This window comes from uncultured Campylobacter sp. (assembly GCF_938039245.1).
Taxonomy (GTDB): Bacteria; Campylobacterota; Campylobacteria; order Campylobacterales; family Campylobacteraceae; genus Campylobacter_A.
Map to the genome: position 1 here is coordinate 1 of NZ_CALHVN010000042.1, position 15,047 is coordinate 15,047.

Annotated in this window: 12 protein-coding genes and 1 pseudogene; 9 read left to right on the forward strand and 4 right to left on the reverse strand. The window is 45.9% G+C overall.

Features of this window, described 5'->3' with window-relative positions; all coding sequences use genetic code 11:
* Positions 1-175: 175 nt before the first annotated feature.
* The gene (gene nth / locus Q0218_RS07470) at positions 176-811 is read right to left on the reverse strand and encodes an endonuclease III (RefSeq protein ID WP_297968214.1); all 636 of its coding nucleotides are present in this window, start codon (positions 809-811) and stop codon (positions 176-178) included.
* Positions 812-920: 109 nt separating this feature from the next.
* Here nth and Q0218_RS07475 point away from each other — a divergent pair, with 109 nt between their 5' ends.
* The 8 genes and pseudogenes from Q0218_RS07475 (at position 921) to Q0218_RS07510 (ending at position 10,453) form a co-directional block, all read left to right on the forward strand.
* Positions 921-1,733: a peptidylprolyl isomerase gene (locus Q0218_RS07475; protein WP_297968215.1), complete on the forward strand. Its 813-nt coding sequence runs from the start codon at positions 921-923 to the stop codon at positions 1,731-1,733.
* Positions 1,734-1,743: 10 nt separating this feature from the next.
* Positions 1,744-2,808 carry a class II fructose-bisphosphate aldolase gene (gene fbaA, locus Q0218_RS07480; RefSeq protein WP_297968217.1) on the forward strand — a complete coding sequence of 355 codons (1,065 nt, stop codon included), beginning with the start codon at positions 1,744-1,746 and terminating at the stop codon, positions 2,806-2,808.
* 8 nt (positions 2,809-2,816) lie between these two features.
* Positions 2,817-4,154 carry a MotA/TolQ/ExbB proton channel family protein gene (locus tag Q0218_RS07485; RefSeq protein WP_297968220.1) on the forward strand — a complete coding sequence of 446 codons (1,338 nt, stop codon included), beginning with the start codon at positions 2,817-2,819 and terminating at the stop codon, positions 4,152-4,154.
* Entirely contained in the window at positions 4,141-5,208 is a 1,068-nt protein-coding gene (locus Q0218_RS07490) for an OmpA family protein (RefSeq protein WP_297968222.1), read from the forward strand. Before Q0218_RS07485 ends, Q0218_RS07490 begins: the two co-directional genes overlap by 14 nt.
* A 40-nt stretch (positions 5,209-5,248) precedes the next feature.
* A pseudogene (locus Q0218_RS11970) lies at positions 5,249-5,509 on the forward strand (1-aminocyclopropane-1-carboxylate deaminase); the annotation flags it as partial.
* A gap of 905 nt (positions 5,510-6,414) precedes the next feature.
* Positions 6,415-7,710 (forward strand): histidinol dehydrogenase, encoded by a 1,296-nt coding sequence (hisD, locus tag Q0218_RS07500; protein WP_297968225.1) that lies wholly within the window; start codon positions 6,415-6,417, stop codon positions 7,708-7,710.
* 277 nt (positions 7,711-7,987) lie between these two features.
* The gene (locus Q0218_RS07505; RefSeq protein ID WP_297968226.1) at positions 7,988-8,419 is read left to right on the forward strand and encodes a hypothetical protein; all 432 of its coding nucleotides are present in this window, start codon (positions 7,988-7,990) and stop codon (positions 8,417-8,419) included.
* Positions 8,420-8,866: 447 nt separating this feature from the next.
* The gene (locus Q0218_RS07510) at positions 8,867-10,453 is read left to right on the forward strand and encodes a DKNYY domain-containing protein (RefSeq protein ID WP_297968228.1); all 1,587 of its coding nucleotides are present in this window, start codon (positions 8,867-8,869) and stop codon (positions 10,451-10,453) included.
* A gap of 117 nt (positions 10,454-10,570) precedes the next feature.
* Here the strand turns inward: Q0218_RS07510 and Q0218_RS07515 are convergent, their stop codons facing one another.
* Positions 10,571-11,098, reverse strand: coding sequence for an NAD(P)H-dependent oxidoreductase (locus tag Q0218_RS07515; protein WP_297968230.1), 528 nt, complete (start codon positions 11,096-11,098; stop codon positions 10,571-10,573).
* Between the two features lie 380 nt (positions 11,099-11,478).
* Between Q0218_RS07515 and Q0218_RS07520 the strand changes: the two genes are divergently transcribed.
* On the forward strand, positions 11,479-12,237 hold the full coding sequence (locus tag Q0218_RS07520) for a flagellin (RefSeq protein ID WP_297968233.1): 759 nt from the start codon (positions 11,479-11,481) through the stop codon (positions 12,235-12,237).
* 198 nt (positions 12,238-12,435) lie between these two features.
* On the opposite strand, the gene Q0218_RS07525 is transcribed toward Q0218_RS07520, so the two are convergent.
* Together Q0218_RS07525 and dnaK are read right to left on the reverse strand one after the other, a co-directional pair.
* A complete protein-coding gene (locus Q0218_RS07525) occupies positions 12,436-12,867 on the reverse strand; it encodes a trehalose-6-phosphate synthase (protein WP_297968236.1) in 432 nt (143 codons plus the stop codon).
* 293 nt (positions 12,868-13,160) lie between these two features.
* Entirely contained in the window at positions 13,161-15,038 is a 1,878-nt protein-coding gene (gene dnaK / locus Q0218_RS07530; protein WP_297968239.1) for a molecular chaperone DnaK, read from the reverse strand.
* Between the last annotated feature and the right edge of the window lie 9 nt (positions 15,039-15,047).

Sequence of the window (15,047 nt, forward strand, 5' to 3'; positions counted from 1 at the left end):
TAGCCTTGACTTAAAATTTCTGCATGACATCCAAATTCATCTCAAAAATATTTCGCCTTAGATTCTTTCATTCAAATTTAATCTAAAATTTGCAGCAATTTTTTAAAACACAGCTGCCAAGAATCAAATTTTTTAAATTCCGTCAAATTTAAGCTCGCGTTCTTGAGTTAAAATTTTACGGAAAATTCTTATCCTTGCTGCTGCACAGCTTGTTTAAAAAGCACTCTTTGCAGTTTGGCTTTATCGCTTTGCAGGTGTAACGGCCAAAAAGCACCATCGCTTGATGAAGCGTATTTAGCTGCGTTTTAAAGGCTTTGGTTAGGTCAAGCTCGACGGCTTCGGGCGTCTTGCCCCTGCTAAGGCCAAGTCTATGCGCCACGCGAAAAACGTGCGTGTCCACCGCCATCAAATTTGATCCAAAATGCTCAATCAGCACGACGTGAGCGGTCTTTTGTCCGACTCCGGCTAGGCTCATCAGTTCTTTTTCGGTAGTCGGTATCTCGCCGCCAAATTCGCTCATCACGCTCTTTGCCATTTTGATCAAATTTTGGGCCTTGTTATTAAAAAAACTACAGGAGCTTATGAGTGCTTTTACGCTAGCTAGATTTGCCTGCGCTAGGCTTGCGACGTCCGGGTATGCCTCAAAAAGCGAAGGCGTGATCAAATTTACGCGCTTATCGGTGCATTGCGCGCTTAACATCACACACACAATCAGCTCGTAAAGGTTGCGAAATCTAAGCTCGCTGCCGGCGTCTTTAAAATTTTCTAAAAATAAATTTTTGATAGCGTTTATATCTTTTTTTGTTCTCATAGCGCCGATTTTAGCCGTTTTTATTTAAATTTTTGATGAATTATAACTTATATTTAATGACTTTCCTGCTATAATCACCCTCGCAAAAATCTAAATTTAAGGAACAAAGATGAATAAAATTTTATTCGCATCTCTTAGTTTGGCTGCGGCTTTAAGCCTAAACGCGGCGGAGTACGCCACCGTAAACGGTTCTAGCATAACCGATAAGGACGTGGCTTTCACGCTTGCTGCAATGCCTGGCGTTACTCTTGAGCAACTACCTAAAGACACGCAAAGAAAGGTTATCGACGAAACAATCAACAGAAAACTGCTTCTAGACGAGGCTAAAAAGAGCGGACTAGATAAGACCGACGAATACAAAGCCGCTCTTGAAGAGCTAAAAAACAATCTTGCGCTTGATCTTTGGATGAAGAGAATTTTCGACAATATAAAAGTAAGCGATAGCGAAATTAGCGACTTTTACAATAAAAACAAAGCCGAATTTGCCGTACCTGCGCAAGTAAGAGCTAAACATATCCTAGTAGCTACCGAAAAAGAAGCAAACGACGTAATAGCCGCGCTAAAAGGACTAAAAGACGATGCACTGGTTAAAAAATTCGAAGAGCTAGCTAAATCTAAATCTACAGACCAAGGTTCAGCCGTAAATGGCGGCGAGCTAGGCTGGTTCGGTCAATCTCAGATGGTAAAACCTTTTGCAGACGCCGCATTTGCTCTTAAAAAAGGCGAAGTAACTCAAAAACCGGTTAAATCAAATTTCGGCTACCACGTAATCCTAAAAGAGGATAGCAAGGCTGCCGGTACCGTAGGTCTAAACGAGGTAAAACCTCAGATCGAAGGCAGTATAAAGATGGAGAAATTTAGAAACGATATCAAAAAAAGAGGCGACGAGCTTCGCGCTAAAGCTAAAGTAGAATATAAATAAGGTCGGTAAAATGGGTGTTTTAGACGTAGTAAAAGCCGGCGTTTTAAGCGGCGATGACGTAACTAGGCTATATAAATACGCAAAAGAGCAGGGCTTTGCCTTGCCTGCGGTAAACGTGGTCGGAAGCGACTCGGTAAATGCCGTTTTAGAGGCGGCAAAAACGGCTAACTCACCCGTTATCATCCAGTTTAGTAACGGCGGAGCTGGCTTTTACGCCGGCAAAGCTTGCGGAAATGCCGACGTACTAGGTGCGGTAGCGGGCGCGCAGCACGTGCACTTACTAGCTAAGGCTTACGGCGTGCCGGTAATCCTTCACACCGATCACGCGGCTAGAAAGCTACTGCCGTGGATTGATGAGTTGATTAAATTTAGCCGCGAATATAAAAAGGTTCACGGCGTGCCGCTTTTTAGCTCGCACATGCTTGATCTTAGCGAGGAGAGCCTCAATGAAAATTTAAGCACTTGCGAGAAGTATTTAGCGGAGCTTAGCGAGCTTGGCATTAGCCTAGAGATCGAGCTTGGCGTAACGGGCGGCGAAGAGGACGGCGTGGATAACACTAGCGTAGACAACGCGCTTCTTTATACCCAGCCAGAAGACGTCGCGCAGGCATACGAGAGGCTAAGCAAAATCAGCGATAGATTTAGCATAGCGGCAAGTTTCGGTAACGTCCACGGCGTGTATAAGCCGGGCAACGTCGTATTGCGACCGGAAATTTTGAAAAATTCGCAAGCATACGTCGCGGATAAATTTCAAACTCCAACCGATAAACCCGTAAATTTCGTATTTCACGGCGGTAGCGGTAGCGAGCTAAAGGATATCAAAGACGCCGTTAGCTACGGCGTGGTAAAGATGAATATCGACACGGATACGCAGTGGGCGTTTTGGGACGGCGTGCGCGGCTACGAAGCGAAAAATCGAGCCTATTTGCAAGGTCAGATCGGCAACCCCGAAGGCGAAGATAAGCCAAATAAAAAATATTATGATCCGCGTAAATTTTTGCGTGCCGGCGAGGAGTCGATGGTAAAGCGCCTACTAACGGCGTTTGAGGATTTAAACTGCTTAAATAGAAATTAAGGCTTACGATGGAACCCAAAAAAGAAGCAAAGAACGATAGTTTTACCGATTTGACGCTGCCTGAGGTAAAGGGTAGGCAGTCGTTTTTCGTGTATGCGAAAATTATATTTTTGCCGACGGCGATATATCTGGCGGCACTTCTTGGATATTTTGGGTATATAGATTTTCAAATCGGCCTACATACGGTCGTTATGATGGGTATTATTTGGGTGATCTCGCTAATCTTTGCTAAAAATAGCGCCGAGCTTGCTTGCTGCTATTTCGAGCAAAGCGGGGCTGATTTTAAGCGAAATTTAAAAGAATATATCATCAAGCATCTTTTGGTTATCGGTAAAGATACGAAATCAAATGCCGGATTTGACGAATTTGTCGCTTATTACACCAGAAATTTGCGTAACGAAAATTTTGCTTCCGTGGGTGCCGGTATCTTCCCGATGCTAGGCATCTTAGGAACGTTTATCAGTATCGCTGTTTCTATGCCGGAGTTTAACTCCTCAAATACTACCGAACTTGAAACCGAAATTTCAACTCTTCTTAGCGGCGTAGCGACTGCGTTTTACGTCTCTATCTACGGTATTTTTTTGGCGCTTTGGTGGATATTTTTTGAAAAATACGGAACGAGTAAATTTGAAACGCTGGTGCGAAGGCAAAAAAATGCTACGAGCGGCTTTTTTTGGACGAAAGAAGAGCTTGATAGAAGATATTTGCAAGAGAATTTAAGGCACTTTGAGAAGATCGGAGTGATATTTGAGCATGTTAGTAATGCCGAGTTTTTCGAAGAACTCGACAAAACTATCGAGGCTAAATTTAAAACTTTTACAAATATCTTAAAAAATGAGGAAGAGGCTGTAAAACTAAGCGGCGGACACATCAAAGAGACGATGAATACGCTGCTAAGATCCTCAAAAGATCAAAAAGACCTCATCAAGGTTCATGCCGAAATCTTAAACGTTATCAACAAATTTAACGGCAACATCAAAGATATGCAGCTAAAATTTGCCGAGCAGTACAACAGATTGTACGACGTGGGCGGCGAGCGTATCGCAAGGCTTGAAAAGAGCGTGGGCGAACTAGAGCATAATGTTAGAAATTTTAGCGAGTCTCTTTCTAAATTTAGCAGCGAAATTTTAGAAAAACAAAAACTAGCTATGGACGGCTTTAAAGAGAGCTTGATCGATGGAGTGCAGGCGTTTAAAAAGGCCTTTGACGACGAAGCTATCGAGGCTTACGACGATAATAGCGCGCTCATCGAAGGACTAAAGCAAGACATCGACGAGCTCGACAAAGAGGCAAACGAGATCTTGCAAACCATCGAAAAGGCGAGTATGCTAGATGAAAACGCGTAACGAGGGCAAAAGCGGCGACCAGACCTTTTGGATATCGTATGCGGACCTGATGGCCGGGCTGATGTTTGTTTTTATGCTCATCATCGGCGCCGTCGTCGTAAAATACGTCCTTAGCCAAAGCGATTTGGCAAAACTACAAAAAGATTTGAGCGAGCGCGAAAAGCAAATCGTTTCATCTCAAAGCGAGCTTGTGCGCAAAGAAAACGTCATAAAAGAAATTTTTTCAAATTTGGACCGCGCAAAGAGCGAAAATAAAGAGCTTGCCAATATAAACAGACTCGTAAATGAGATGCTTGAAGGCGTAAAAAAAGAGAAAAACGAACTCACGAATCTAACCCAAACCTACGAGATAAACCTAAACGACGCAAACAAAACTATCGCCGATTTGCAGGGTAGAGTGGTGCAGCTTGGGCAAATTTTAGCGCAAAAAGAGGAGGCGCTAAACGAGCTAAATGCAAAATACGGCAATGAAGTCTCAAAATTTGCAGCGCTGGAAGAGGATTTTAATAAAACAAGAGACAAGATAAAAGACATCAGCTCGCTTCGCTCAAACGTCATATCAAATTTACGCGCCAAGCTCGGAAATAAGGTCAGTATAGATCCTAGCACGGGCGTCGTATCGCTGCCTGAGTCTATACTTTTTGACACGGGCTCGTACGAGCTAAGAGACGAAGCAAAAGCGCGCCTAAAAGAAATTTTACAGACTTATTTCGAGGCGATTTTAAATAGTGAAGATATAGCAAAGCACATCGACAGGATCGTGATCGAGGGGCATACGAACTCCGTAGGCAGCTACATGTACAACCTTGATCTGTCGCAAAAGCGCGCGTATTCGGTATTAGATTTTATCTACTCGTGGAACAAAGATAAGCGCCTAGAGCGCTATCTTATCGCTAGCGGGCGTAGTTTTAGCGATCTGGTGATGAAAAACGGCAAAGAAGATCCCGATGCTTCAAGGCGTATCGAGATCAAATTTTCGATCTCGGATAAAGAGTCGATAAAGGAGATGCAAGATCTCTTGGAGCGGCAAAATCAAAAGTATTCAAAAGACTAAATTTAACGGACTCGAGTTTTACGTACTTCGCGACGATCTGATGGACGGCGAATTTAACGGCAATAAAGCTAGAAAACTGGAGTATTTCCTGCATGCTGATCTAGGCGGCATAAAGCGCGTCGTTAGCTACGGCTCAAGCCAGTCAAACGCGATGTATAGCCTAAGCGTTTTTGCAAAGATAAAGGGTCTTGAGTTTCACTACGTAGTTTCAAATTTAAACTCAAATTTAGCGGCAAATCCGATCGGAAATTTTAAATTCGCCCTTGAAAACGGGATGAAAATTTATGTAGATAAAGATAGACGGGCGCGGGCTAGGGTTTTAGCTTATGAGCTCGCCGGGCTAAAAGAGAGCGAGATTTGCGGCGTTGAGACTGCAAATTTGACGGACAATCGCAGCCAAAACGGGTCAAATTTAAAAAACGCCTGCGAGACAAATTTGAGCAAATTTGACGAACGGCTCGGTTTTACGGATATAAATTTAAATGTAAAAAATACGTCAAATTTGCAAGCCGAAGTCGAGCCGAATTTGCAAATAGAAAAATCAAATTCACAAGATTTAGGTGGGCAAATTTCAAGTAAATTTGACGAGTCAGCAAAGCTCGCGAGTGCAAATTCCAGCGAATACATAAGCCATAAAAACTCAAATTTTGAAAAATCCGCAGATCAAACAAGCTCAAATTTACTTGCCGCGCAGGATTGCTTCATCGGCGATTCGCTTTTTATAAACGAGGGCGTTTGGCAGCCGCAGGCGGAGGCCGGCTTTATCTCGCAGGCTAGGCAGATAGAGCGCTGGGCTGAGGCAGAGAGTAAAACCGTGGATATATTTTTGCCTTCAGGTACCGGCACGTCGGCGGCGTTTTTGGCTAAGCACGTCAAATTTGACGTCTATACTTGTCCTTGCGTGGGCGACGCAGACTACCTAAAAAGCGAGATCGAAGCGCTTACGCCAAACTCGAAGGCGCGCATTTTGCAGCCACCCAAAAAATATCATTTCGGCGATCTAAAGCCGGAGCTTTATCAAATTTGGCGCGAAGTATGCGAGCAAACGAGGATAGAATTTGAGCTCATCTACGATCCGGTCGGCTTTTTAACGATGATGGCAAATTTGGGCGCGTTTAAAAACGAGATTTTATACATCCACCAAGGCGGCGCGCTCGGAAATATCAGTCAAAAACTAAGATACGAAAGAAAATTTAAGGAGACGATATGAAGTTTTTACTCACTAGTAACGAAAATTTTAAGGAGTATTTCGCGGCTTTGGTAAACCGCTCAAACGGCGATATGGGCGCGGTTATGCCCGCCGTTTCGCAGATACTTGAGGATGTGCGCGCTAGAGGCGACGAGGCGCTCTTTGAGCAGATAGAGAAATTCGACCGCTGGAAGCCCGACGCAAATACGCTAAAAATCGGCACCGACGAGATGCAAAAGGCCTACGACGGCATAGATAGCTGCCTGCGAAACGCGCTAAATTTAGCCTTTGAGCGCATCAAAAGCTATCATGAAAAAAGCCTGCCTAAAACATGGATGGAGCACGACGAGCACGGCGTTTTGCTAGGTGCGAAGTACACCCCGCTAGACCGCGCCGGACTATATATCCCCGGAGGCAAGGCCGCCTATCCTAGCTCGCTTCTCATGAATGCCGTCCCGGCTCTGGTTGCGGGCATTAGCGAGATAGTAGTCTGCACGCCTGCCGTCGGAGGCAAGGTAAACGCGCTGCTTCTAGCCGCCATGCACGTTTGCGGCATCAAGGAGGCCTATAAAGTCGGCGGCGCCTCGGCGGTAGCGGCGATGGCCTACGGCACTCAAACGATCAAAAAAACCGACGTCATCACGGGTCCCGGCAACATATACGTCGCGACGGCTAAAAAGCTCGTCTACGGCGAGGTAAATATCGATATGATCGCGGGCCCTAGCGAGATCTGCGTCATAGCAGACGAGAGCGCCGACCCTCGCCACATCGCCGTGGATCTGCTCTCGCAGGCCGAGCACGACGAGATGGCTAGCGCCGTGCTCATCACGCCTAACCAAGCCTTCGGCGCGGCGGTGCAAAGACATATCAACGAGGAGATCAAGACTCTAGCCAGGCAGCCCATCGCGCAGGTTAGCATCGATAAAAAGGGCGCTATCATCGTAGCTAGCGACCTTGATGAGTGCGTGAGGCTGGCTAACGAGCTAGCGCCCGAGCACCTAGAGATCGCCACAAACGACGCGATGGAGCTAGCCGGGCAGATCAGGCACGCGGGCGCGATATTTATCGGGCATTTTACACCAGAAGCGATGGGCGACTATCTAGCCGGGCCGAATCACACGCTGCCTACGGGCGGTAGCGCGAGATTTTACTCGCCGCTCGGAGTTGAAAATTTTATGAAGCGCACTTCGCTCATCTCGCTAAACGCAAAAGGCATAAGCGAGCTAGCAAACGCATGCATGAAGCTAGCCGATGCCGAGGGGCTGGGGGCACATAAGCGTTCGGTTGCGGTTAGACTCGAAGCTTTAAAATAGATATCATCTCTTGGGAGCTTTTAACGGAACTCGCGAAAAATCGGCTTGGCGGACCGGCTTGTCTAGCCTACGCCTATTTTTTGCTTCGTAACCCTTAAAATCTCTCCAAGATATAATATCTCTTTTGTTCTTGGATAAAATTTTGATAAAAACGTCCAAAATTTGCTCAAAAATTCTTCGCCGCGGGTTTGGGACGCGAAATTTGAGTTAAATCAGCGCAGTTTATAAAAATGTGTGGCGGCGCAATTTAAATTTACAACGACTTTACGGGGTGAAAATGGATTTTGAAAATTTTAGCTGGGCCGATGACGAGATGCTTGCTTTTTTGTACGCTTTGGGCGACGAGTGGCGCGCGATCGACGGCGGGGCGGAGTTTATGGGGCAAAATTTTAGCTTCGTCGGCTCAAAGCCGGTTTTGCAAAATTTAAAAGACTACGAAACGGTCGATTACGAAAATTTTACCGATATTAAAGATTTTATAAGCTCAAATCCAAACATCCAAAGTAAAATTTTAAGCGCAGACATAAGCTACGTCGGCGACAATCTGACCAATGCCGAAGTCAAATTTGTGCCCGAGTATTTTTACGATTTTTTAAAATTTATGCTAGAAAATATCCCCGAACATCACTATTTTTACAGCCCGGAGGCCGCTTGGATAATGCTTATAGCCATGGAAGGCTATGTGGAGTTTGCCGTTTTGGATAGATGAAATTTGCTTTTGCGCGTGCCGCATCATACTTATTTTGGTGCGGCCTTGCTTTAACTCGGGCGATTAATAAAGCGATTTTGCGTTTTTATTTAGGGCTACGCGGTTGCCGTTTTAAAATAAATAACGTCTGGGCTCTTTACCTGGAGTCGCGGCGTATAAATTCCCAAAAGATAGGATTTGGCGCTGCGGTTTGAGCGCATTTTGGCGGAGAATTTTAAGCCTAAAAGTTAAATTTATCATTTAAAACTGCGCCTTGATAGATAAAAATGCGCCGCAAGACAAGCAAACGCCGTTAATCGGCGTTTTTAAAATTAGCGAAATTTCCTACGAATCAGCGTAACCGTAATGCAAAATCTGCAGTGCTTTTGCGGGTTTTTGCGTCAAATTTAAACTCTTAAACAAAATCATAATATAATCGCCTAAATTTAGTTTAAATTTAGGCGATTTATGAAAATAAAAAATTCCCCCGCTGCTTGCGCAGTTGCGCTTTTTGCCGTACTTTTTACGGTATTTTTTATGGTTTATATCGCTAGCTACGAGGAGGAGGGCGAATTTACCCAGATAGGCGATAGCGAATTTTACGCTACGCTGCAGGGTAAAATTTACGCGCTAATCCCAAGCGGAGGCAAATTTGAGCTAAAAGGCGTGCGGGCGGATAAATTTAAGGTTCTTGCGCCGGGTGGTTATCGCGGGCGAAACGTCGGAGCTGACGAAAGCGCCGTCTACTGCGGCAATCTAGCTATGATCGGGCTTGATCCCACGCGCGCTAGGGCGATTGGAAACGGATATTTCACAGACGGTCGGGTTAGCTATTTTTGTAGCGACGTAGGCGAGAGAAACCACGAGCTAGGCGAGTTTAGTGAGGCGGTTCAAACCGCGGCGTACGCGATATTGGGCGCTGATAAACCGCAAAGCTATATTTATAAAATAAAGCGCGTTTCAAGCGTAAATTTGACCCCGGTTTTGGGTTTTGGCTTTGCGGCGGGAAGCGCGAGCCAAGGCGGCAAATTTGGCGAAAATAGCGATGCGGACGATAAAAAAGACGTCCGAGACGGAGCGCAAATCGGCGGCGATAAAGGTGGTAAAAAAGCTTATTTCGAGGGCGAGGAGCTAGATGGCGCAGACGCGGACGGGCTAAGATACTTGAGAGACGCGCGCGGGCGAACTAGCGATTTTTACGTCACGGACGGACAAAACGTCTATTTTAAAAGCTTGCGGCTTGCGGTTAAATTTACGGTGGGGTTGCACGAGGCGGCGAATTTTAGCGGAGTGCGTTATCTTTTAGAGCCCGCTAGCGGCGCGGTTTATGCGGACGGGAATGAACTTGCGCCCGAATTTGCGCCTTATTCGCTACCGTTTGGCGTCTTTGGCGCGCACGCCTATCACCTGCTTTTTCGCGGCAAGGACGGGATTTACTTTTGGCAGCGTCATAGCGACGACAAAAACGGCGAGCTAAAACGCGCGGCGGCGGATCCATTTAGGGGTGAAATTTTGCCGCTTGCGGGCAGCGTTTTTGTTAGTGGCGCCCAGACTTATTTCGTGCAGAGCCGCGAAATTTGGAGCCGCGGCAAAAGCGACAAACGGCTAAGCTCGCGCCGTACGGAGCTTTTTAGGCTCAAAACTAGCGAGCGGTGGCGCAAAATAGGCCTCGTTAGAGACGGCGTATACGGCGCGGTTTACGCAAACGGCGATAAAATTTACTATTTTGACGCGCTTGGGACGCAGCAGGGGATTAGCGCTAGCGTTTACGAGATTGCAGACGCTAGCGCCATAGAGGCCTTGACGCGGCCGTATGATCCGAGCGGGAAAAACATAAGCGGCGCGGACATCCGCAAGATGATAAAAGAGGAGCGGCTCGTGCCGGCGCGTGGCGAGCTTGTTTTTGAGGCGGTTACTTATTACGAAAGCGGCGAGGCCTATCTTTTTTGGGGAGTCGCCGCATTTGCGCTTTTAGCGGGCGTTGCGAGCCTCGCGCTTAGGGCTATAAAGAGCGCTAAGTGGCTAAAAATCAAGAAAAAGTCCTCGGTAAAGTAAAATTTTGTGGCAGATTTTACAAGCGAGCCGAAATCAAAGTCTAAATTCGGCGGCAAAGCCGTTTGGGCAAAACGATAAACGGCGGAAATTTACGCAGATAAATCTCCGCCCGCAAAATCAAAGTTTAAGCAAAAAGTCTATGTACTCTTTTGCGCTATTTTCGACGTCTTCGTCGCTAGCGCCTAGCAAAAAGCCGTACGAGGCGAAATCCGCCATAGGCTTTGCTCCGACGAAATTTAAAGTAGCTTTAAACGGCGACAATACCTCTTGCAGACTAAAGCCCTCGATACCGTCTTTGGAATACATATCCTCTTTCGCGCCCGCTGAGATAGCTAGCGAAAATAGCTTGCCGTTTAGCTTGGTGCCTCCCGTGCCGTAAGCCCAGCCGTATGCGAATACGTCGTCAAACCATTTTTTTAAAAGCGGCGGAAAATTTGACCAATATAGCGGATACTGAAGCACGATTTTATCGTGAGTTTCGAGTAGTTTTTGCTCCTTAGTTACATCGATTTTAAAGTCGGGATAAAGCGAGTAAAGCTCATGAAGCTCGAATTTATCGGCGTGTTTTAGGATTTCTTCCTTCCAGCGACGATTTACGCGAGAGCCTGCGATATCAGGATGCGCTAGGATAATAAGCGTTTTCATATTTTCTCCTTTTAAAAATAATTCGGAATTATAGTTTATTAAGATATATTTTGTCTTGTTTTGCGTCAAGTTTTGCGATGAGTTATCAAGAGCGAACCAAAATTTAGATAAAAGTTAAGTAAATTTTCGATATAGCATAAATTTAGGCGCTATTTTAAGCTAATTTCTCGCTTGAATCAAGCGTAATATCTCACGAGAGCGTCTAAGCGCCATCAAAAAAGCGGATGTGAATTTATGCGCGATGCCCGGTAAAGAGACGTAATTTTACTATTCGTTTGATAAATTTAGGCGTATAATTTGGGCTTAAATTTTTACATTCGTATAATGATAAATTTTTAATCAAATTTTCGCTATAATCGGACAAAATTTAAGGAGCGAATATGAAACTAGGAAATTTTTCGACTAATGCAAGCATGAGTAGCCACTACCTCGAACAAGCTCAAGCCAACAGTGCAAAAACCCTAAATAACATCTCCGCACAGCGCGCTCTAAGCGGCATCGACAGCGCAAATCTCGCTATCGCGGACTCCCTGCGCTCTCAAAGCTCCACGCTAGAGCAGGGCGTCGCAAACGCAAACGACGCTATCGGCATCCTACAGATCGCAGACTCCACGCTAGCAAATATCACGCAAAGCGCCGACCGTATCGGCGAGCTCTCGGTGCGCTATAGCAGCGGTATCCTAAATGCCGACCAGCAAAAAATGATAAAAAGCGAAGTCGGTGCGCTAACTAAATCAATGCAAGATAGCGTAGATCAGGCTAGCTTTAACGGTAAAAACGTGTTTGGCGGACAGATGAGTTTTCTAACCGGCAACGGTATGGAGGGCGTAAATTTATCTGTGCCTAAATTTGGTAGTATCGACGTGAGCGATATAAATAGCGTGCATAAATTTATCGGCGGCGTAAATGCTTTGCGCGGCGAAATCGGCGCGGCACAAAACGGCATACTCTCCGGTATAAATGCAAGCCTGGCGAAAAACGTCGCGCTAAAGCAAAGTGAGTCTCAGTTACAAAATAACGACATCGCTAAAAATCTAAGCGCGTTTAAGCAAAATGATTTGCAGGCAAACGCCGCCGTCCTAGCTCAAGCGCACAATGCGGCAAGCTTGCAGGCGCAGTTTGGCAGACTTTTGGGCTAAATTTAGCTAAATACCGTTTAGCCGCTATGCTCCTTGGCGGCTAAAACGCTTTTATTTTATTCTAAATTGCGATTTGATCGTGCCTTGAATCAATCTATCAAATTTTACTTTCGCGTTTAACATGCCTCCGCGCTTTGCGATCAAAAAAGCTTGCCGTGTTAAATTTATCGGAGCGGGCTACTTTCGCGTTAAATTTACCTAAACCCTCCACATTAGCTTTGCTAGGATTATCATTATGACGCACAAAACAAGGGCGATGACGTGCGAGTATTTGCCGAAAGGATCGGGCTTTTTGAGCTTATAGATGAAAAAGAGCGATATCGCCGTAACTAGGCACATCAGTCCTAGCACGCCGATTTTTGCCATTAGCAAGATCTGAAACGAGCTACCAAACCATCCATTTTCACCGCCTAGATATTCCTTTGCCATAAAAATGCCGCTGATAATTAACATCAAAAACGCCGTACCAAAAACCTTCGCGCTGCCTTTGGTGTAGGCTTTTTTGACGCGAGCGAGCGTATCTTCGTCTATGTGCTTTTTGGCAAACGGAAATATACAAACGTCAAAAAATACGTAACCGACGAAGGCGACGGCGCTTAAAATATGAATGATGAGGAAAAATAGATACATCTAAGGCCTTTTTGCTTGATTATATTTAAATAAGCTGCCCAAAGGGATGATTTTGATTAAGGATTGCGCAAAAGAGGGTTAAATTTAAAATTTATCAGTGAGGCGGCAAATTCGTGAAAAATCTTTGCGAGGTCAAATTTGAATAGATTTGTAAATTTAAGATTGTGTAAAATTTGAAAGAATTTTATAAAAACCGCCCGTCAAATTTAACGGGCGGGACAAATTTAAGGGCGCGTAAAACGTTCAAAACTTAAATTTAGGTTTGAAGCCCTTGCTAAAACAAGGGCTAAATTTTACTCTACTTCGGCGTCGATGACGTCGTCGTCTTTTTTCTTACCGCCGTTTGCTTGCTCGCCTGCGGCGCCGTCTTTTTTATACATCGCTTCGGCTAGCTTGTGGCTGGCTTCGCTTAGAGTTTTGACCTTTGCGTCGATCTGCTCTTTGCTAGCGTTTTCGTCTTTTAGCGTCTCTTTTAGCTCGTCAAGCGCCTTTTGGATGCGCTCTCTGTCCTCGGCCGGGATCTTTTCGCCTAGCTCGTCGAGGCTCTTTTGCGTTTGGTGTGCGAGCGCGTCGGCTTGGTTGCGCGCCTCTACCGCGTCTTTGCGCTTCTTATCGTCCTCTTTGTGTAGCTCGGCGTCTTTGACCATGTTATTAATCTCGTCTTCGCTTAGGCCGCTTGAGCCTGAGATCGTGATATTTTGGGCTTTGCCTGTAGCCTTGTCTTTAGCTGAGACCGTTAGGATGCCGTTGGCGTCGATGTCAAACTCAACCTCGATCTGAGGCACTCCGCGAGGAGCAGCAGGGATGCCCTCTAGGTTAAACTGGCCCAAAGACTTGTTGTCGCGGGCAAATTCGCGCTCGCCTTGTAGTACGTGGATCGTGACGGCGCTTTGGTTGTCCTCGGCGGTTGAAAATACTTGATTTTTCTTGACCGGGATAGTCGTGCCTTTTTCGATGATTTTCGTCATCACGCCGCCTAGAGTTTCGATGCCTAGGCTTAGCGGAGTGACGTCAAGTAACAACACGTCCTTCACGTCGCCTTTGATGACCGCGCCTTGGATCGCTGCGCCGATAGCTACGACCTCGTCCGGATTTACGCTTTTATTTAGCTCTTTACCAAACGCCTTTTTGACCTCTTCTTGGACTAAAGGCACGCGCGTTGAGCCGCCCACCATGACGATTTCTTTTATATCTTTTTTGTCTAGTCCGGCATCTTTTACGACCTCGTTTATCTTGGTGATCGTTTGAGCGACTAGATCCTCGATCATACCTTCAAATTTAGCCCTAGTTAGTGTTTTTGTGAGGTGTTTAGGACCGGTAGCATCAGCGGTGATAAACGGTAAATTTATCGTCGTTTCTTGAGCCGAGCTTAGCTCTTTTTTAGCCGTTTCGGCTGCCTCTTTTAGGCGTTGCATAGCCATCACGTCGGTTTTTAGATTGATGCCCGAGTCGCTTTTAAATTCGCTTGTTAGCCAGTCGATTAGGCGGTTATCGAAATCATCGCCGCCTAGAAACGCGTTACCGCCGGTAGCTAGAACCTCGACCACGTTATCGCCGGTTTCTAGTACGGTAACGTCAAACGTACCGCCGCCTAGGTCGTAAACCATGATCTTTTCGGACTCTTTTTTATCTAGACCGTAAGCAAGAGCCGCCGCGGTAGGCTCGTTTATGATACGAAGCACGTTTAGTCCCGCGATGGTTCCTGCTTCTTTAGTAGCTTTTCTTTGGCTGTCGTTAAAGTATGCAGGCACCGTGATGACGGCATCTACGACGGTTTCGCCCAGATAGCTTTCGGCATCCTCTTTTAGTTTCATTAGCACTTTGGCCGAGATTTCTTGCGGAGTGTAGACCTTGCCCGCGATCTCGATAGCGCACGCGCCGTTTCTATCTACGACGTGATACGGCAGCCTGGCTTTAGCCTCCTGCGCGTTTTTCTCGTTGCTCATTAGACCCATTATTCTTTTTATAGAGTAGATGGTTTTTTCAGGGTTGGTTACGGCTTGGCGCTTTGCGCTATCGCCTACTAAAATTTCGCCCTTATCGGTAAACGCTACGACCGAAGGAGTCGTATTTTTGCCTTCTTTGTTCGGGATTACCTTGCTTTCGCCTCTCTCATACACGCTTACGCATGAATTCGTCGTTCCTAGGTCTATACCTATTACTTTTGCCATTGTTTATCC